General features: G+C 57.6%; 9 protein-coding genes and 2 pseudogenes. 1 reads left to right on the top strand and 10 read right to left on the bottom strand.

The genetic code is table 11. The features are described from left to right. Window positions 1–7 precede the first annotated feature (7 nt). From AAEY27_RS00295 to AAEY27_RS22370, 6 genes and pseudogenes are all read right to left on the bottom strand, one after another. Window positions 8–976 carry an ABC transporter ATP-binding protein gene (locus AAEY27_RS00295; RefSeq protein ID WP_342322983.1) on the bottom strand — a complete coding sequence of 323 codons (969 nt, stop codon included), beginning with the start codon at window positions 974–976 and terminating at the stop codon, window positions 8–10. Further along, the gene (locus AAEY27_RS00290) at window positions 973–1,953 is read right to left on the bottom strand and encodes an ABC transporter ATP-binding protein (protein WP_342322982.1); all 981 of its coding nucleotides are present in this window, start codon (window positions 1,951–1,953) and stop codon (window positions 973–975) included. Before AAEY27_RS00290 ends, AAEY27_RS00295 begins: the two co-directional genes overlap by 4 nt. Further along, complete coding sequence (gene opp4C, locus AAEY27_RS00285) at window positions 1,950–2,897, bottom strand: oligopeptide ABC transporter permease (RefSeq protein ID WP_342322981.1); 948 nt, start codon at window positions 2,895–2,897, stop codon at window positions 1,950–1,952. Before opp4C ends, AAEY27_RS00290 begins: the two co-directional genes overlap by 4 nt. Continuing rightward, the gene (locus tag AAEY27_RS00280; protein WP_342322980.1) at window positions 2,897–3,856 is read right to left on the bottom strand and encodes an ABC transporter permease; all 960 of its coding nucleotides are present in this window, start codon (window positions 3,854–3,856) and stop codon (window positions 2,897–2,899) included. Before AAEY27_RS00280 ends, opp4C begins: the two co-directional genes overlap by 1 nt. A 47-nt stretch (window positions 3,857–3,903) precedes the next feature. Continuing rightward, on the bottom strand, window positions 3,904–5,607 hold the full coding sequence (locus AAEY27_RS00275; RefSeq protein ID WP_342322979.1) for an ABC transporter substrate-binding protein: 1,704 nt from the start codon (window positions 5,605–5,607) through the stop codon (window positions 3,904–3,906). 239 nt (window positions 5,608–5,846) lie between these two features. Next, window positions 5,847–6,131 (bottom strand): annotated as a pseudogene (locus AAEY27_RS22370) (hemagglutinin repeat-containing protein); the annotation flags it as partial. On the opposite strand from AAEY27_RS22370, the gene AAEY27_RS00265 reads away from it, so the two are divergent. Further along, the gene (locus AAEY27_RS00265; protein WP_425294649.1) at window positions 6,124–6,378 is read left to right on the top strand and encodes a SymE family type I addiction module toxin; all 255 of its coding nucleotides are present in this window, start codon (window positions 6,124–6,126) and stop codon (window positions 6,376–6,378) included. The pseudogene AAEY27_RS22370 and the gene AAEY27_RS00265 overlap by 8 nt on opposite strands. A 74-nt stretch (window positions 6,379–6,452) precedes the next feature. On the opposite strand, the gene AAEY27_RS00260 is transcribed toward AAEY27_RS00265, so the two are convergent. The 4 genes and pseudogenes from AAEY27_RS00260 to AAEY27_RS00245 form a co-directional block, all read right to left on the bottom strand. Beyond that, window positions 6,453–6,839, bottom strand: coding sequence for a contact-dependent growth inhibition system immunity protein (locus AAEY27_RS00260; RefSeq protein WP_342322977.1), 387 nt, complete (start codon window positions 6,837–6,839; stop codon window positions 6,453–6,455). After that, window positions 6,836–9,019, bottom strand: a pseudogene (locus tag AAEY27_RS00255) (hemagglutinin repeat-containing protein); the annotation flags it as partial. The pseudogene AAEY27_RS00255 and the gene AAEY27_RS00260, both read right to left, overlap by 4 nt. A gap of 119 nt (window positions 9,020–9,138) precedes the next feature. After that, window positions 9,139–9,441 (bottom strand): hypothetical protein, encoded by a 303-nt coding sequence (locus AAEY27_RS00250; RefSeq protein WP_342322976.1) that lies wholly within the window; start codon window positions 9,439–9,441, stop codon window positions 9,139–9,141. Next, window positions 9,438–20,348 (bottom strand): hemagglutinin repeat-containing protein, encoded by a 10,911-nt coding sequence (locus tag AAEY27_RS00245; protein WP_342322975.1) that lies wholly within the window; start codon window positions 20,346–20,348, stop codon window positions 9,438–9,440. Before AAEY27_RS00245 ends, AAEY27_RS00250 begins: the two co-directional genes overlap by 4 nt. Between the last annotated feature and the right edge of the window lie 7 nt (window positions 20,349–20,355).

The following is a 20,355-nucleotide window of genomic DNA, read 5'->3' as shown; positions in this document are numbered from 1 at the left end:
GACGCAGTTAATCCACCAAATGACAGGCCACACGGTGTCCGGGCGCGACTTCACGCAGCACCGGAACATCCTGACGGCATTGCGCGGTTGCCAGCGGGCAGCGAGACGAAAACCGGCAACCCGACGGGGGACGTGACGGGTCAGGAATTTCGCCCTGCACCACGGCAACCGGCTCGCGCAGGGGATCCAGTGTTGGCACCGCCGCCAGCAGCGCCTGGGTGTAAGGATGCAGCGGCTGGCTGAACAGTGCATCGCGGCTGGCGGTTTCCACCAGTTGTCCGAGATACATCACCGCCACGTCATCGCACAGATGCTCCACCACGCCAAGATCGTGCGAGATAAACAGAAAGGTGACGCCGAGGTCGTCACGCAGATCGGCGAACAGGTTGATAATCTGCGCCTGAATAGAGACATCCAGCGCCGAAATCGGCTCGTCGGCAATAATAAAATCCGGGTTGAGGATAAGCGCGCGAGCAATGCCGATGCGCTGACGCTGGCCGCCGGAAAACTCATGGGGAAAACGGTTGTAATGCTGTGGCGACAGCCCACAGATTTTCATCACCGCAATCACCTTGTCGTACAACTCGGCGCGGCTGCACAGCTTGTGTTCGAGCATCGCTTCGCCAATCGCATCGCCAATGCGAATCCGCGGATTCAGCGAACTGTACGGATCCTGAAACACCAACTGGATTTTCGGGCGCAGGGCGCGCAGCGCTTTCGGCGACAAATCATGCAGCTCCTGGCCCCGGTATTTCACGCTGCCGGCAGTTTTATCGTACAGCCCCAGCAGCGTGCGCCCGACGGTGGTTTTTCCGCTGCCGGATTCGCCCACCAGCCCGAAAATGGTGCCCTGACGAATCTTGAAACTGACGCCATCTACTGCGCGTAACTGCCCGGTTTCCTGTCCAAACACCCCCTCACGCAGAGGGAAGTGCTTTTTCAGCCCGTCAACTTCAATAACATAAGGGTGGCTCATGCGACCGGCTCCGCGAATTCACTGTGAATACAGGCCGCCTGCCGGGTCTGGCCGATCAACGGCGGAACCCCGCGACGGCACTGCGCCGTGGCGCGTTCGCAGCGATCGTAAAAGGCGCAATACGGCGGCAACGCGGCGAGATCGGGCACCTGGCCGGGAATGGAATAAAGCCGACGTCGCCGCTCGCCCGGCACCGGGCGCGAGGCAATCAGCCCTTTGGTATACGGATGCAGCGGGTTACGCAGCACCTCGGCGGTCGGCCCCTGCTCAACAACGCGCCCGGCGTACATCACCACCACATGTTCCGCCATCTGCGCAATCACGCCTAAATCGTGGGTGATGAGCATTAACGCCATCTGCTGCGCCCGCGCCTGATCGCGCAGCAGCCGCAAGATTTGCGCCTGCACGGTGACATCCAGCGCGGTGGTCGGTTCGTCGGCAATCAGCAGTTTTGGCTGGCAGCTCAACGCCATGGCAATCATGATACGTTGCAACATGCCGCCGGAAAGCTGATGCGGATAACTGCTCATCAGGCTTTCCGCGCGCGCCAGCCCGACCTCGTGAATCAATTGCGTGGCATGCTGCCAGGCCGCTTTCGGTGTTTCACCGCGATGGCGGATCAGCGGTTCGCAAAGCTGCTCGCCAATGGTCAGCACCGGATTTAACGCCGTCATCGGCTCCTGGAAAATCATCGCCAGTTGATTGCCACGCAGATCGGCCATCTTCGCGGGTTTCAGGCGCAACAAATCATTGCCCTGAAAGAGAATTTGCCCGCCGTCGATGCGTGCCGCCTGCGGGGGCAACAACCCCATCAATGACAGGGCGGTGACGCTTTTGCCGCAGCCGGATTCACCAACCACGCCAATGGTCTGCCCGGCATTGATGATGAACGACACCTCCTGCACCGCCCGCACCCGACCCTGTTCGGCGGCAAAGGAGACCGATAATTGGTTGAAAGCGACCAGCGGTTCGCTCATTTCAGGCTCCGTTTCATTTTCGGATCGAGCGCATCGCGCAGGCCGTCACCCAACACATTGATGGCAATCACGGTGATAAAAATGGCGATGCCCGGCGGCATCCACAGCCACGGGCGGCGCTGAAAATCGATCAGACTGTTGGCGGCGTCCATCATATTGCCCCACGATGGCGTCGGCGGAACAACGCCCAGACCAAGGTAGCTCAGCGCGGATTCCATCAAAATGGCGTTTGCCACCGCCATCGTCGCCATCACCACCAGAATCGGCACCGTGTTCGGCAGCAAATGACCAAACAGGCGGCGGCGCGCCGACAGGCCAAGCACCTTTGTTGCCAGCATAAAATCGCGCTCGCGCAGGGACAAAATTTGCCCGCGCACCAGCCGCGCCAGCTTTGGCCACTCCAACAGGCTCAGCATGATAACCACCATGTAGATGCGCGATTCTGCGGAGAAATCCAGCTCTGAGAGCATGGCGCCAGCAACAATCAGCAACGGCAAGCTCGGGATGGTCATCACCAGATCCGCCAGCCGCATAATCAGTTTGTCGGTCCAGCCGCCCGCATAACCTGACACCGCGCCGAGCAAATAGCCGAGCGCCACCGACAGCAGCATGGTGAGCAGGCCAATAATCAGCGAAATGCGCCCCGCCAGCAGCAGCCGGGTGTAAACATCGCGGCCGAGAAAATCCGTGCCCAGCCAGTGTTCGGCGCCGGGCGGTTTGTTGATCATCAGCGCGTCGGTGGCGTCATCTTTCCACGGCGACCAGATTGGCCCCAGCATGCACCAGAGCGCCATCGCCACCAGCAACACCAGGCACAGCATCGCCAGCTGATTGTGGCGCAACGCTTTCCATGCCTGTCGCCAGGGCGAAGGCGTGGCCTGCGCCAACGCCGGGATGTCCGCTTTGCGCAGGCGGCGATGGGTGGAGAACAGAGAACCGAGCATCACGACCTCACCCGAATACGCGGGTCGGCCCACGCGTACAACACATCGGCCAGCAAATTACCGAGAATAGTTAATACCGCCAGAAACAGGGTGAAGCCCATTAGCACCGGGTAATCACGCGCCGCCAGCGAATCGATATGGATATGCCCCGCGCCCGGCCAGTTGAACACCTTTTCGGTGATGATCGCGCCAGAAAACAGCCCCGGCAGTTCAAAACCGAGCAGGGTGATAATCGGCAACAGTGCATTGCGCAGCGCATGTTTGAAAATCACCGTGCGTTCGCGCAGCCCTTTGGCGCGCGCGGTGCGGATAAAATCCATCTTCACCACGTCCAACATACTGGCGCGGAAATAGCGCGTCAGGCTGCCCGCCTGCAACATCACCAGCGCCATCACCGGCAGCACCAGGTGTGCCGCGACCTGCATCATCCACGCCAAGCCGCTGTCGTCGCTGCCGGTGTTGGTCATGCCGCCAACGGGCAGCCAATGCAAATCCACCGCGAACCATTTGATGAGCAGCAGGCAGAGAAAAAAGGTCGGAAACGACATGGCGGCAAACACCGCGACGCTGACCAGGTGATCGAATAACGAATTGGGTTTCAGCGCCGACGCAATGCCTACCGCCAGGCCAATTCCCCAATAAAAGACTAACGCGACGCTTGCCAGTAAAAACGAGTTCCAGATGTATTGGTTAAGCAACTGGCTGACCGGGATTTGGTATTGCAGCGAGAAACCGAGATCGCCGCGCAACAACTGACCGAGCCAGTGCAGGTAGCGGGTGAACAGCGGTTGGTCGAGGCCGTAAATGGCTTTCAGTTCCGCCGCGCGGGCGGCGGTCAGCGTGATATTGCCGTCGATAAAATCGCCGGGCGTTTTCGCGAACAGCATAAAGATGATCAGCGACGCGAGCAGCAGCATTGGCACGGTTTGCAGCAGTCGCCTGAGGATAAAATTTCGCATGGCTTTCTCATGGCAACTGCCGGGAAAACCCGGCAGTTATAACGGTGTTACTTAACGATTTTCACATTCGGCAGGCTGCCGGTCAGCCCGTTGTAAATATCCGGCTTAAAGCCGGTGACGCGGGCGCTGCTCGCCGACAAAATCTGGCGATAACCGAGGAAAATTACCGGCGGATCCTCCGCCAACACGGTGTAGAGTTGGTGATAAATCGGTTTGCGTTTTTCGATATCCAGCACCGCATTGCCGTCGTTAATCAGCTTGTCGACCTGTGGATTGTTATAGCCGGACTCTTTCGCTTCCGTACTGTAAAAATCCCACACGCCATCATGCGGATCGTTCAGCGTGCTGGTGCTGAAAGACGCGAGGTCATAATTGCCCGATTTGCGCTGCGCCATCAGCGCGTTGAAGTCGACAACTTGCGGTTTTAGCAGCACGCCAATCTGTTGCCAGTTCTCTTTGGCAATCGGGATTAATGCGTCATTGAGCACTTTTTTGCTTGCCAGCAGCGTCAGTTCCAGCCGTTTACCGTCTTTCACGCGGATGCCGTCCGGCCCCGGTTTCCAGCCTGCTTCATCCAGCAATCTCTTCGCCTGTGTAGGGTCGAATTTGTACGGGTTCACGCCGTCGGCGTTATACGCCCAGGAGATCGGCGCAATCGGCTCAATCGCCACTTTGCCGTAGCCCTGATACACCACATCAATCAGTTTCTGGCGATCGAGGCCGTAAATCAGCGCCTGGCGCACTTTCACGTCTTGCAAGGCCGGGCGGCGCACGTTGAACTCCACTTGGCTGTAGTCGCTGGAGCCATACAGATTGATGTTGGCGAAGCCGAGCAATTTCAGTTGTTCGATATCATCCGGGCGCGAGGTGAAGGCGTCATAATCTGTTTCGCCAGTCTGGAATAATTGGAAGTTGGTCGAGGGGTTGGTCACGCGGTAAATAAAGCGCGGTGTGGGCGGGGTACCACGATAAAAATGGGTGTTGGCGTGGAAACGGATTTCCTGGCCGGGAATGTATTTTTCGTAGACATACGGCCCGTTACCGAGCGGCTTGCCGTGCAGCGTGCGCAGATAATCAAGGTTCCCGCGCTGGTAATCTTTGCCGTAATACGCTTTGGAGAGTACCGGCCCGCCGATTTTAGACAGCGTGGTCGCGCCCGGTTGGGTAGTGGTGACTTGCAGGGTCAGCGGGTCGATCACTTTCAGGCCGCTGACGCTGTCGGCTTTTCCGGCTTTGTATTCCGCACCGCCCGCGATATTGGCGAGGGTGATATCGGTATCGCCGTCATATTTCGGGTCGTACAGCACGGTTAGAGTGAAAGCGACATCTTCGGCGGTGAGCGGCGAGCCGTCGCTGAAGGTCAAATTGGGGCGCAGCTTGATGGTATAGACTTTGTTGTCCGGGCTGACCGTCCAGCTTTCCGCCAGGCCCGGCACCAGCTTGCCGTGGCTGTCCCAGTCAATCAGGCGCGAGAAGATGACGTTGGTGACGTTTTCATCCCAACCATTGACGAAGAAGTAGGGGTTAAAAATCCCCTGCGGTTCAGAAATACCCGCCACCACCGTGTCTTTACGCAGCTTCGCCGCCGCCGGGACTTGGCTGGCGTCCGTCGCGGGCGTAATGCCCTCTTTTAGGGGTTCATCGGCGAAAGCGGCACCCGAAAAAGCGACTACGCTGCTGAGCAGAGCAATTTTCAGAGCAAGGGTGAAATGCGTGGGTGTTGTTGTTAAGCGATTCAGTAACCTGGCCAAAATTGCTCCCTCATCAAATGATTGCGTGAAATTTACAAATCATGACGAAAGATAAGAGCCGCGTCCCACCCTGTCTAACAACGAAAATGTATGGCTTATAGCGATAAATCCTTAGCAAAGTTACAGCTAAGCAATGATTGATTTTGGCAAAGCGGCTTACAACCCGCGCTGCGGTGGTGGATTGAGGATATTTGTCGCCTGCGCGTCGCTAAGGCCAGCCAAAGAAGCGCCGATAATATTCCGGCGAAGATGCCGGTCTGCTCCTGCACGGAATCGTAGTTGCTGTTCATTTTGTCGCGGCTGTAGCTGAAGCTGGCACCCGCTCCGCCGCCGCCGAAGGTGTAACTCAGCCCGCCACTCGCACTCTGCTGCCTGCTGTTGTAATCGTCGCTGTCCTGCAGACTGCTTAATGTCAGGTCACGCCCGACATCCGCCGTCACTTTGTCGCCATTAACCTGCGCGCCCTGCAACAGTGTCGCGACCGCTGGTCAGGCTGACGTTTGCCCGGCGTCCAGCGTGGTCTGGTATGACTATCTGCCGCTACAGGGCGCATGGATTTCGCAGGCGGGCTTTACGCCGGGTATGGCGATTAAGATCAGGGTGATGCCCGACTGTATCGTTATCACCACCCAAAACAGCCGCGAGCTGTGGGGCTGCGCAGAAGGGTTAAGCGTCACCTATTTCAGCAAAAAGAAGATGAACCAGTGGATCAAGGACTTTCCGGGGGCGCTGAACTATACCGCCGATATTCCGGTTATCCGGCGGAAGTAGCCCGCTATGACTGCCTGAAGCGGGGCAAGTCCTGACCGGTAAAGTAAAAACCCTGGCTCAATGACCGAAATTTATCATGAGACTATCTGATTGATTTTTAATATGTCTTTTTTTAGATCATCATTAACATCTGAAGACGACAGTTGATTTATAACCTGCTGAATTTGGATAAAAGTATTTCTCTGATCCTTCAGATCACTTTCTTTTATCGTCGACAAGGCGGCTATTAGTTCTCCATCGTAATATTCTCCAGCCAATGGATCATCAATCATAACTTCCAACACTCTTGGCATAAGCTGAGCAATGCATAATTCCTGGCGAATAGCACGACAAAGATCTTCCACTGTCAATTCTTCGATAGGTATATCAATGATACGTTCGAACCATTGTTCAAGCGAAGATTGCTGGCTTGGTTCCTTCGTTACATTGATATTTCCTATCAATTTACGAAAGGTCATCATATTCCATGTCCTTTTAAAGCTGATTCTATTTTATTAATGGCATCGGTTGCCCTGCCATATGCAGCCTGTGCTTCAGGGTTATTCACATTTTTCAACGTATCCGCATGATTTCTCAACCCTCTGAGAGTATTTTGCATTTCCTGCATGTGATCCCAATACCCCCCATTCTCTTTGGGAATTGGATTACCATCCATATCCTTGATAGTTCCAGTTATATCATGATCTTTCAGAGCATTTTTTATAGTGTTATCAATCTTTTTGATAGCACTTTCTTGCTTCTGATTAAGTTTTTCTACAGGCTTCCCATTTTGCTGCCTGGGATCATTTTCTGGTGGAGGAGGCGTACCCGTTCCCGAGCCAGTACCACCCAGCTCAGCTTTCTCGTCAGCAGTCAGATCTTTGGCAATATTAGGCTGGTCGTTCTCTTCCGAACCATTACCATTCATTACATGACCCGGCCCACGAGTTCCGTCACGCACGGCGCACTGCTCACGGCTGCCTTCGCAGCCACCACCGGCATCCCAGTCATCACCATTTACAGTACCTTTGCTGGCATTTCCAGCTGCTCCAGCCACTGCTGCTGCCGTATTAGCCGCTGCTTCCGCCGCTATCACGCTCAGTACATTATTCTCCACCGTGGTTTTCCCGGCCTGCGCCGCAGCGACCGCATTCGCGCCGCTGTTCCCCACCAGACCACCCGCCAGCCCGGACGCCAGGGTTGCCAGCGCGGATACGGTCTGTTTTTCTTCCTCGCTCAGTTCGCTGACGTTTTTATGGTATGCATCGGCAGCAATCATGCCCGCCAGCTCACCCGTTGCGGCTCCCGCCGCTGCCGAAGCCGCATCTTTTCCGCTGGCGGCCGCCAGCGCGGCATTGATGGCGGCATGCGCCAGAATGCGCCCGGTCGGGTCAGTCTCCGGTATCAGCCGGGCAATTTCATTCGCCAGGTAAGGCGCTGCGCCACCGGCAATGGCGGATTTGATATCGCCGCCCGCCAGTGCCTGCGCGGCGGCGGTTGCAGCCGTGATGGCTCGCTGAACACTTCCGCCCGTCCCCTGTTTCGTTTTCTCAAATTCAGCGTTATAGAAGGTCTGATACATCTGGTCACTGATGGCCTCATCTGTGACCGCTTTCCCCTCTTTTTTCAGCTGGCTGATGGCATCTGCGCGGTCTTTTGCCGTCGCGGTTTCCATGTGCGCTCTGGCTTTTTCCGTTGCCGTGATCTTCGCGTCCGTGCGCGCAATATCCGCCACCTGATTGCCAATCTCGCCAATCAGCTGCGCGGTCTGCAGGCGTTGTTGCTCTTTTTCCTTGTTGAAGATCGGGTCGATGCTGCCGTTGGCGTGTTCGGTGTCGCGGCTGAGCGTGCCGATGTCCTGCTGCTGGTTCGCGCTGTCGCGCACAATAATCGTGCCGTCGGCCACGGCGGACTGCGTGGTGCCTTCGGCGTGACCGCTGCCGCCAAGCCCCGTCAGCAGGGTACTCGCCATATTGCCAATCACATTGCCGGCGACGCTGCCGCCGGTGCTGAACCCTGCGCCCTGGTGCTCGACTTTGTAATCCGCTTTATTGCTGATGTCCGTGAAGCCGAGCGTACCGGTGTCGAGCCGGTTTTTTCCGGCATCCGCCCGGCTGGCAATCACCGCGCCGTCCAGTTGCGTATGGCTGCCGACCGTTACGTCAAAGCCGCCTGTTCCGGCGAAAATGCCGGTCTGCTCCTGCACGGAATCGTAGTTGCTGTTCATTTTGTCGCGGCTGTAGCTGAAGCTGGCACCTGCTCCGCCGCCGCCGAAGGTGTAACTCAGCCCGCCACTCGCGCTCTGCTGCCTGCTGTTGTAATCGTCGCTGTCCTGCAGACTGCTTAATGTCAGGTCACGCCCGACATCCGCCGTCACTTTCCCGCCGTTAACCTGCGCGCCCTGCAACAGCGTGTCGCGCCCGCTGGTCAGACTGACGTTCTGCCCGGCGTCCAGCGTGGTCTCATTCCAGGAGGTGCCGTTACCTTTCTCACCGCCTTTCGCTGAGTTAACGCTGGCAGAGACGCTGAACCCGGCGCCATTTGGCCCGGCGGTGATGCCAACCCCAAGCGAACCGCCCTTGCTGGAGTTGCTGCCGGTGGTTTGCTGCGTATCGGCCGCGCCGGTCAGGGTGATATCCCGCGCTGCGTCCAGGGTGAGATCGTCAACAAGAAAGAGATTAGCCCGCGGATCAAGACTTTTCCGGGAACGCTTAACAGCACAGTCAATATCCCGGTGATGGTTAATAATTACAATCCAGCCTCACTAATCGGGCCATGAAATTAATATTTTAATAATCTTCTCAATTGCTTTAACGACTCTTGTATATCCGGATCGTCAGGATCAATGCTTTCATTTCTAAATAATGCAACTGCATAGACCTGCTCTAAAACAAACCAATGCTCATGAAAATCATTTTTCCATTCAACATCAACGGATTGCAAAAAAAACAGCAATCCTTCTAGGTTATCAATCAATTGTTTAAGCGTTATCTTACCCGACGAATATGAGCACAACATTTCTTCCATCAAAGAAAGCTGACGTTGATCATATTCATTTAGGGTCATATCAGAAAGTGAACTCATTGTTTAATTTTCCCATAATCAACAGTAACCACAGTTCCGCTTTTGGTATCTGTGATTATAGTGATATTATTTTTGCTATCGTAATAAGCTGTTGTACCTATTCTTTTTCCTGCCACCGCATTTTCAGGTCGAATTGTATTTTCTACTACGGTTGGTGTAATGCCTTGACGTTGCATACGATCTAAGGAATGGCTTGAATAATCACGATTGTTAATAGTCATTGGTTTATTCGAACCATCAATAACGTTTAGCGGATTACCTTTTGAACCAGTAGGTGTTTTTGCTGAGATTTCATCACTGGCTTTCTTGATAAGGCTTGACGCCTCAGCAACATCTCCTTTAGCTATTGCTTTTTCAGCGTTTTTTAGGATGCCCGATACAATTTTCTCGCCAGGAATCATTGAGGCAGCAACATTTAGGTAATCAAGAGCAGATTCAGCCTCTGCAAGACTCAGAATTGTTCCCCCTATCGGCAAAAATTCTGTTCCAGCAATCAAGACTGCTCCAGCCTTTTGACACATATCTGGAGATCGCTCACATGCCGCTTTTCTAGCCTCAATGAAATTGTCTATAGTTCCCGGCTTCTGTTTTTCAGCAGCTGCGAGGACATGAGCAAGCGAGTTATTCTCAGCCACATTCTTCCCGGCCTGCGCACCTGCTACAGCATTCGCACCACTGTCACCCACCAGACCACCAGCAAGTCCCGATGCCAGTGTCGCCAAGACGCTCACCGTCTGTTTTTGCTCCTCGCTTAGGTCTCCGACTTGTTTGTCGTACAGCTCGAGCGCTAGTTTGCCCGTAATCTCACCGGTTGCCGCACCGGCAGCCGCTGCCACAGCGTTCTTCCCGGTAGCTGCCGCCAGCGCGGCGTTGACCACCGCATGAGCAATCACTTTTGCGGCGTCATCCTTGACGTTCTGCCCGATGAGATAGGCGATTTCCGGTGCCGCCGCCCCTGCAAGCGCAGATTTAAAATCACCGCCTGACAGCGCCTGCACCGCCGTTGTTGCAGCGGCGATGCCACGCTGAAGTGCACTTCCTGTTCCATACTGTGCTTCTGCGGTTCTGCCCGCCTGTTCGGCAATCTCCTTATCCGTTGGTGCAAGCTTGCCAAGTCCTGCCAGTGTCTCTTTCGCCGCTTTCAGTGCCGCAGGGTCTTTCATCGCCTTCTCTCTGGCGATTTTCCCTTGCGTGCGCGCAATATCCGCCACCTGGTTGCCAATCTCGCCAATCAGTTGCGCGGTCTGCAGGCGTTGTTGCTCTTTTTCCTTGTTGAAGATCGGGTCGATGCTGCCGTTGGCGTGTTCGGTGTCGCGGCTGAGCGTGCCGACGTCCTGCTGCTGGGTCGCGCTGTCGCGCACAATAATCGTGCCGTCGGCCACGGCGGACTGCGTGGTGCCTTCGGCGTGACCGCTGCCGCCAAGCCCCGTCAGCAGGGTACTCGCCATATTGCCAATCACATTGCCGGCGACGCTGCCGCCGGTGCTGAACCCTGCGCCCTGGTGCTCTACCTTGTAATCCGCTTTATTGCTGATGTCCGTGAAACCGAGCGTACCGGTGTCGAGCCGGTTTTTGTCGGCATCCGCCCGGCTGGCAATCACCGCGCCGTCCAGTTGCGTATGGCTGCCGACCGTCACGTCAAAGCCGCCCGTTCCGGCGAAGATGCCGGTCTGCTCCTGCACGGAATCGTAGTTGCTGTTCATTTTGTCGCGGCTGTAGCTGAAGCTGGCACCCGCTCCGCCGCCGCCAAAGGTGTAACTCAGCCCGCCGCTCGCACTCTGCTGCCTGCTGTTGTAATCGTCGCTGTCCTGCAGACTGCTTAATGTCAGGTCACGCCCGACATCCGCCGTCACTTTGTCGCCATTAACCTGCGCGCCCTGCAACAGCGTGTCGCGCCCGCTGGTCAGGCTGACGTTCTGCCCGGCGTCCAGCGTGGTCTCATTCCAGGAGGTGCCGTTACCTTTCTCACCGCCTTTCGCTGAGTTAACGCTGGCAGAGACGCTGAACCCGGCGCCATTTGGCCCGGCGGTGATGCCAACGCCAAGCGAACCGCCCTTGCTGGAGTTGCTGCCGGTGGTTTGCTGCGTATCGGCCGCGCCGGTCAGGGTGATATCCCGCGCTGCGTCCAGGGTGAGATCTTTCCCGGCTTTCAGCTGGCTGCCGGCAATTGCGATATCGCCGCTGTTCGCCGTCTGGCCTTTGCCGGTGGCGGTAATGCTGAGGTTACTGCCCGCATTGAGCGTGCTGCCGGTGGTGGTGTCCTGCTCCGAATGTGAGGTGGATTTGGACGACTGCCCGCCAATGGAGGCCATCACGCCGAAGGCGCCGTTCCGGGTCATATCGCCGCCACTCGTGGCCTCCGCCAGGCGGCCCGCCTGCCCGGCCTGAACACCTGACAGCACGGCTTTGGTGGCCTGCAACGCGGCGAGCCGCCCGTCGCTCTGCGCTTTTGCTTCCATTGCCGTTGTGGCGGCGGTATTCACCACATCCCCAACCGCACCGGAGAGCGCCACGGTCAGGCCGCTGCTCTTCTGCTCAAAGGTCTGGTCGCTGGTGCGTTTATCGTGGCCCGGCTCGATAACCACGCTGTCGCCGCTTAGCGTGAGATCTTTGTTCGCCACCAGATCCGCGCCGCCGACATGCAGTTGCTCGCTCGCCGTGAGGGTGACATTGCCGCCGTTGCTGCCAACGGTGCTCATACTCTGGCTCTGGGTGGTGCCTTTCTCTTTCAGGTCCTGGGTAGTTTTGCTGGTGCCGATGGAAAAGCCGATACCGCCGGAGCTCATCAGGCCGCTTTTTTTCTTCTCTTTGAACTGCCAACTGGAGTCGGTGTTGGTGGCCGCTTCGATGCTGACGTTATGCCCGGCGTTCAGCGCCACATCGCCGTCGCCCACCACCGCCGAGCCTTTCACCAGCAGGTCGTTGCCGGATTTCAGGGTGACGTTATCGCCGCTCAGCAACGTTCCGGACTCGCGCGTCGCGCTCTGCTCGGAAAGAGTGTGCGTTTTCGTTTTACTCAGAAAACCACTTTTGGTTTTGGTCTCTTCTTTAAAGTGGTAATCGCTCTCGGTGGCGGTCGTCAGGTTGATATCCCGCCCGGCCTGCACGCCAATATCGCCCTGCGCATTGACCTGCGCCGCTTCGGCGTTCATATCGCGCCCGGCGATAATGGTCGTGCCCGCGCCGCTGGCAATCTCCGTGCCCTGCTGGCGCACCTGCTCGTTAATCACCGTTTTTTTGCTGGCCTTATAGCTGTCGCCAGTGGTGGTCTCTTCAGCCAGCAGATTCACATCGCGGCCTGCCTGCATGCCCACCTGCTGCTCTGCCGCCAGCCCGGCGGCCTGCGTATTGATGTCCTGGCCTGCCGTTAGCGTCAGGTTGCCGCCCGCGCTGACGGTGGTGCGATCCAGCCCCGTGCTGTGGCTTTCACTGTTGCCGTTGCGGCTGTTCTGCCGGGTTTGTTCTGCGTTCAGGTTGAGATCATTACCGGCAGAAAGCTGCGCGTTTTTGCCCGCGCTCACATCGCTGGCGCTGAGCGTCAGATCGTTACCCGCCAGCATCGCCAAGCCACCGCCTGCACTGATGGCGCTGCCCTGATAAGTCACACTGGCATTGCTGGTCGCGGTCTGGCGTTTAAAGCCCGACTGGCTGTACGCGTCGTTATTCTCAATGGCGTTAACGGCGATATTGCCGCTGGCGTCCATTAGCAGATCGCCGCCCGCTGCCAGCGTCGAGCCGGTGAGGGTGATATCTTTTCCGGCTGTGAGCGAAAGCCCATCCTGCGCGGTAATGCTGGCAATGCTGCCAAGCGTGGTGTCCTGCAGGCTCACCGAACCGCGTTTGCTCTGCGTCTCCAGCGAATACTGGTCAGCCAGCGTGATGTTATTGATGCTGCCGTCGAGGCTTTCCAGCGCCACCGTTTTGCCGCTGATGGTGGAGCTGAGGTTGTTGATATCGCCAACGGCGCTGAGATCGACATTGCCGCCCGCTTTTAGCAGGGCATCGTTGGTGTTGATAATTTGCGACGCGCTGCTGACGCTGAGATCGTTTTTCGCCAGCAAGGTGCTGCCGCTGTTGGTTACACTGCCGCCATCAAGGCTGACGTTGTTCCCGGCGATCACGCTGCCGTTATTGACGGTGACATCTTTTGGCGACAGGTAGACTTTGGGGATCAGCACCGTTTCGCCGTTGATCGTCGCACTTTCCCACCACAGGATGCTGTGGTCGAGCGCGGCGATTTGATCGGCGGAAAGGGCAACGCCGAATTGCAGGCCCAGCGCTTGCTGCGCGTTCGCGGCGTTATCCATCAGGTATTGCATCTGCGCAAGATCAGAGCCGATGCCGTTCAGGTAGCGGTTGCCGGTCTGGTTCATCACCACGTTGCTGACGTAACGGGTGTCGAATGCCGCATCGCCCAGGAAACGGTAATCGTAATCCGGGTTGAGCTTGATGCGATCGAGCATGTAAGAAGAGCCGAGGAACTGCGTTTCGTCGGTATAAGCGCTGTTGGTTTCGCGCGGCGCGGCAGCCGGGCTGATGCCGAGCAGTTTATTCAGATCGCCAAACAGGTTCGGGTCAAGCTGGCCCAGGCCGTCAAGCTTCGGGTTGACGGTAATCAGGTACGGGCTTTTCGGGTTATCTGAAACCACAAAATAGCCGTTATTTCCTGAAGGCAGCGGATACGCGCTGGTATCGACAGATTTACCCTGCTGTTGGTCGATATTGTTGTTTTTCAGCGCCGCAGTGGTGACGCCCGCGTTTGCCAGGTTTCCAAGGCTGGCATCGCCTTTTTGCTGGCCGTTGATCGTGCTCAGCGCCGCGCCGGATGTGCTGGTGTTATCCAGCGAACCGCCGCCATTGATCTGCTGCAATGCGTTCTGTAACTGATCCTGCCACTGCGGCGAAGTAATCGTGACTGACGCGTTCGCCAGCGCCTGTTTTGCCACGCTACCGCCGATACTCTGGTTGCTCAGAGTATTTAATGAAGGGGCGGTGAGGGTGGTACTGATCCCGCTAACATTTGAGGTTGTTGTCGCGTTACTGATATTAGATTTAAAACTGGCACTGACATTACCACCGGCCTGGATAACAGCGCGATAGAGCTCACCATTTACTTGGGTAGTTGTTTGGGCGCTATCCAGCTTAAAAACGACATCCCCGTCCCTAATGTTGTGAACATACATGAAATGCGCGAGGTTCATGTCTTCAGGTAGGTTGGATTCTGTCATGCATGTCCCATATCGGGAGCATTCATACTTGTAATTCTGCGTGACCGTCGTTTTTCCGGTTTGCACAGAGTTATTGTTTAATTGATTACCCGCAAGAGTGATGTTTTTCTCTGCCAGGATAAAACTAGTAACGTTATCTAACTCACTGGCTGAAATAGAAATATTCCCATTAGCTGCGATTCTCGCAGCACCACCAGAGGCTGAAGCTGTCGTTTCTGTTTCGCTGATCGTAATAGTTTTTACACTTAAGTCAGGAACAGGGGAGATGAAATAGCGATCACTGCAAGTCGGGCCATGTCCATTCGCGTTTCCTCCGCCACCAGAACAAACCTCATAGGTGTAATACCCGACTTCGCTTTTATCGAACGATGACAGTCGATAAGTAATAGTTGCTTCCGGGGTAGCAACATTTGTTTTTTGATTCGTCGTAACGACGAATCCATCCCGCTGGTTCAGCAGATGCCCGGTTTTAATGGTGATATCGCCGTTGCGCGTCTCAATCGTGCCGGAGGTGTTCACCACTTCGGTGTTGGCGTTACCCGCCGCGTCGCGTTGCAGCCACAGATTATTGCCCGCCAGCATGTCGCCGCGCTGGTTGGTGATGCTGTTGGCATACAGCGCCAGGTTGTTGGCCGCGTAAAGCAGCGCAGTGTTAACGATACTGCCCGGCGCGCTCAGCGTCAGGCTGCCGAGGGTGCCGGCAAAGCCGTTCGCTGTAATATTCCCCCGGCTGGCAAGGGTGATATTGCCGCCACCCTGCAACGCACTGTTGCCATTGAGCACAATCGCGCTGCCGCTCAGGGTGCTGGCGCCGCTGCCAGTGGTGATCTGCCCGTTATTGGTCAGTTGACCGCCCGCGCTCAGGTTCACCGCCTGGCCCTGCATCACGCTTTGGTTATCAATCGCGCCATTGCTGGTGATACTCAGCGTTTTGCCTGCCGCCAGGGTGGTTTTCCCGCTGAACGCATTCGTCAATTGCAGCGTCAGGTTGCCCAGCGCCACCACCTGGCCCAACGCATTCAGGCCATTTGATCCAACAAACAGGTCGCCGCCGCTGAACAGCTTGCCGCTGGCGGACTGATTCACCTGTGTCGCATTGACCGTCAACTGGCTGTTGCCGAGCAACGTGCCGTTATTGGTGAGTTGCTGGTAATTGAGCACCAGGTTATTCGCCTGCGTGGTGCCCTGATGGGTGAACGTGTTGCCGGTGAGCGTCATCTGGTCGGCGAGCAACGTCCCGCTGCCGGTATTGTTCGCCGCATTGAGGATCAGGTTGGTGGCCTGTAACCAGCCTGCGCCGCTGTACTGCGGCGTGGTCAACGTCAGACGCGCGCCAGCGAGCAGCTTGCCCGCATTGAGCGCCTGAGACGTGGCGTCGATGCGGGTTTCCCCTGCGCCCTGAATCAGGCCGTAGTTGAACAGTGACGGCGCAGTGAGCGTCAGCCCCTGCGCGCTCACCAGTTCCGCACCGGCCGTGTTGGTCAGCGAAACCGTGGTGAGCGTGACATCACCGCCCTGAATTTTGCCCTGGTTACTCACCGTTGCGGCGTTAAGGTTCAGCGCGCCATTGCTGGCAAGTGAAGCGCCGGCCTGCTGAGTGACATTGCCGGTTAGCGTGGCGGTCAGCCCGTCGCTGCCGCTGACTGCGCCGCGGTTGGTCAGCGTTGAGGCGTTCAGCGTCAGGTTTTTCGCTGCCCACAGCCCGTCGTTGCTCAATGCGAGCGCCTGCAAGGCCGCCGTGCCCATAGCGGTGATTTTGCTGCCTGCCGTTGAATTGAGATTTCCCGTTAACGTGAGGTTCAGCGCCCCGGCGCTTTGCACCGCGCCGCTGTTATCCAGAGACTGCGCCGCCAACAGAATGTTATTGCCCTGCCAGACACCCGCGTTACGAACCGTTCCGGCGGTAATATCCAGCGCGCCCTGCGTCAGCAATGCCCCATTTTCACCGTTGATAAGCTGAAGCTGCGGTGTCGCCATCGCCACACGCGCCAGCAAGTTAGCCGGTAACTGGCGGGCATCCAGCGTCAGGCTTTCCAGCCCGGTCAGCGTGCCGTTATTGGTGATGGCGCCTTGGTACGCCGCCAGGTTTTTTCCCTGCACGGTGCCGTTATTGGTGAGTTGCTGCCCGCTCAGGGTGATATCCCCGGCGCTCAGCAACTGCCCGTTGTTATTCAGCGTCTGCGCACGGATATTCATTGCCTGCTGGCTGGTGAGCGAGCCGGGCAAGGTCAGCGTGTCGCCCACCGTTGCGGTTAAATCGCCCTGGCTCAGCAGCGCGCCGCCCAGTGTCCAGTCACCTGCCTGAACAGTGACGCGACCGCCCTGAAGCGTGCCTTGCGTGGTGAGTTGCCCGGCGCTCAGGGTGAAATCACCGCCGCTCAGTGTGCGCGAGTTCGCCCCGGTAATGAGCGTGTCGCCGTTGAGCGTGAGTTCGCGCGTGCCCTGCCATAACCCGTTGTTCGTCAGTGCGTTGGCGTTAAGCGCCAGCGTATCGCCCGCGATGCGCCCGCTGTTGGTTAGATTGCCTGCCCGCAGATCTGTGGCTTTGCCGCTGGCCAGTTGCCCGCCATTGCTCAGCCAGTCGCTAACACTGCCGCTCAGGCCGTTAAGGCCATTGATAACACCCTGGTTGTCCAGCGTTGCGCCGGTGAACGACAAGGTGTCGCCCTGCAAGGTTCCGGCGTTGGTCAGGTTGCCTGTCAATGTCAGCGCGCCACCAGAAACCCAGTTGCCCGCCGCCGTGTTGGTGATGCTGTCCGCGCTGGCCTGCGCCTGCTGCGTTCCCTGAATTAGCCCGCTGTTGGTGAGCGTTTTACCGTTAAGCGTCAGGGTGTTCGCGGCAATCTGCCCGCTGTTCGTCAGCCGATCGCCGTACAGGATAGCGTTCTGATGCGCGAGTAAGGCGCCCTGGTTTTCCAGCGCATCATTCAGCGTGATTTCCAGCGCCCCGGCTTCCAGATCGCCGCTGTTGGAAAGGGTATTTCCGGTCAGAGTCAGGCCGTTTTCGACGTACAGCAGCCCCTGGTTTTCCAGCCGATTGAGATGCAGATCCAGCGCCCCGCCGCTGACCAGTTGCCCGTTGCTACCGTTACGCAGGTTTTGCGTGGCCAGCGCCAGGCTGTTATTGCCCTGCAAAATGCCGTTGCTGGCGATCTCCGCCGCCGTGACGCGCAAATCTCTGGCGGCCAGTTTGCCGTCGTTGTTAAGCTGGGCTGCGCTGACATCCGCCCGATTCTGGCTCAGCAGATGTCCTTGGTTTTCCAGCGTGCCGCCAAGCGTCAGGTTCAGGGAATCTACCGCCTGCACCGTGCCGCTGTTGTGCCAGTCGTCGGCACTGGCGGTGAGCGTATCACCCTGCAACAAGCCGCTGTTGCGTAAATCGCCCTGCAGCGCGAGCGCTTTCGCCATCAGCGTGCCGCTGTTTTCTAGTGCGTTGGCCTGTACCGTCAGCGCCTGCTGGCTAATCAGTTTGCCCTGGTTACTCAGCGTGCCGCCAACCGTAGCGCTTAAGGCGTTTTCACCTAACGCCGTGCCGGTATTGATCCACTCGCCGGTCGCCAGGTTCAGCGTGTTGCCCTGTAGCTGCCCGGCATTGGTCAATGTGTCGTTTTTAAGCGTGACCGCGCCGTTGCTCAGCAGCAGGCCGCCTTGCTGGTTGATCAGTCGCGTGCCCGTCGCCCCAAGCGCATGAGTGCCCTGCAACGTACCGCTGTTGGTGATATCCGCACTGTTGAGTGCGAGGTTTTCCGCTGCCAGCAAGCCGCTGTTAGCCAGCGTCTGGCCGGTTAATGTCAGCGCTTTCGTGCTGCGTAATGCGCCGCTGTTGGTGGCGTTTTTTATCGCCAGCGTGAGCGCGTCGTCACCCTGCACGTTGCCCTGATTATTCAGCGTATTCGCCGTCATGTTGACGGTTTTCGCCGCCAGAAGGCCGTCGTTGGTGATGTGGTCAGCGGTGAAGGCCAGTTGCCCATCCGCCAGCAGCCGCCCAGCGCTGTGGTTGACCAGGCGGGTGTAATCGCTGAACAGGTTTACGCCGTTGATTTCACCGTCGTTGACCAGGGCGTTGCCGCGCAGGTAGAGGTCGCCGTCAGTAGTGATAAGGCCGCTGTTGTTGAGTTCGGGAATGTTGAGGGTGAAGCCCTGTGCGGAGTAGAGCGTGCCGTTGGCGAGGTTATCCAGTTGCCTGGTTTGCAGGTTCAGCGCGCGAGTGCCCTGCAATAAACCGTTGTTCTGCACTGCGCCACTGGTAATGTTGAGTGCCTGTCCCTGCAACCTGCCGCTGTTATTCAGCGTGGAAAAATTGGCGGTAAGCTGATCCTGTGCCGCGATAGTTCCACGGTTATCCAGCCGCCCGCCTGTAATATGGGCATTCGCACCCGCAATCAGCGTACCGCTGTTATTCAGCGTAGACGTGCTGGCGGCGAGCTGGCCTTTTGCCGCTATGGTTCCCTGGTTATCCAGAGTGTCTGCCGTCACCCGGCTATCGCCGTCGGAAGCCAACTCCCCCCGCCATGTGACAGATTGCGCATCCAGCGTGGCATTTCCCGCCGCGTTGACTTTGCTGGGCGCATCAGCGCTAAGCTGTTTTCCACTGAGCGCCAGCTCGCCACCGCTGGTCAATTGGCTGGCGGTAAGCCGGGTGTTGCCCGCGCCGTTTAGCGTCAGCTTCCCGTCGCTGGCGAGTGTCGCGTTTTGCACGGCGACATCCTGGGTACTGGTTACGGCAAGATCGCCGCCCGCCTTGTGGCTACCAGTGAGTGTGACGCCTTCGCCTTTCGCCGTCAGCGAACCGCTGGCAAGGCTGTCTTTAACGGTCATTTTGCCGTTGGCATCCAGCGTAATATCGCCCTGGCGCGCGGTCAGATTGCCGAGGTTGACACCAACCCCTTTATCGCTGGAGACCAGCCGAATGCGGTTGGCGTACATCCCGCCGAGCGCGCCGGTATCGACCGCGACAGAAGGTGCCGCGCCTTCGCCAGCGATCGCCGTGGCGTTGCCATTGGCATCCACCCGGTTCGCCCCGGCAATGACGGTTAACGCTTTGGCATGAATCGCCGCATTCACTTCGGTGGCGCGGGAAATCAGCGACAGCGCATCACTGCCGCTGGCGTCCAGGCCTTTACCTTCAACGGTGATCGCGCCTTGGGTGACATTCAGCGCAGAGAGATTGCCGTTGGCGTCGAACTGCGGTTTACCGGTGGTCAGCGTGGCATTGGGCGTGTTGATAAACCCACAGCCATTACAGGTGATGCCATAAGGGTTAGCGACCATCACGTTCGCCGCTTTACCGCCCACTTCGGTGTAGCCCTGTAACTGCGAGCGGCTGCCGCCGGTGACTTCGTTGATAATGCCGCGCGCTTCCTGCCCGGCGCGCAGGTTCGGGTTGTTCTGAATAAGCCCGCCAAGCTGCGTTTGCGTGAGCTGGCCGGTGGCGTTATTGAGGATCAGCCCCTCTTTGCCGACGTTGTAGTCTTTGAACTGGTTATGGGAAATCCCCGCCGCGTTGGGCGTGGCAATATTGACCACCGGCACACCGTTGGCGGCCTTGTCCATAGCCGCCGGGCCGTTTGGCGTGATGGCCGCCGCAAAGGACGGCGCCACAGGTTGCCAGGCCAGCAGGCCAATAATCAACCAGCTAAGCGCGCGCTGTGAGAAACGAACCGGTTTGGCAGTATCCATCGTCTTC

Source organism: Kosakonia sp. BYX6, from assembly GCF_038449125.1.
GTDB classification, from domain to species: domain Bacteria; phylum Pseudomonadota; class Gammaproteobacteria; order Enterobacterales; family Enterobacteriaceae; genus Kosakonia; species Kosakonia calanthes.
Note: the sequence above shows the minus strand (reverse complement) of the source record. Positions and strands in the feature narration are given on the sequence as shown.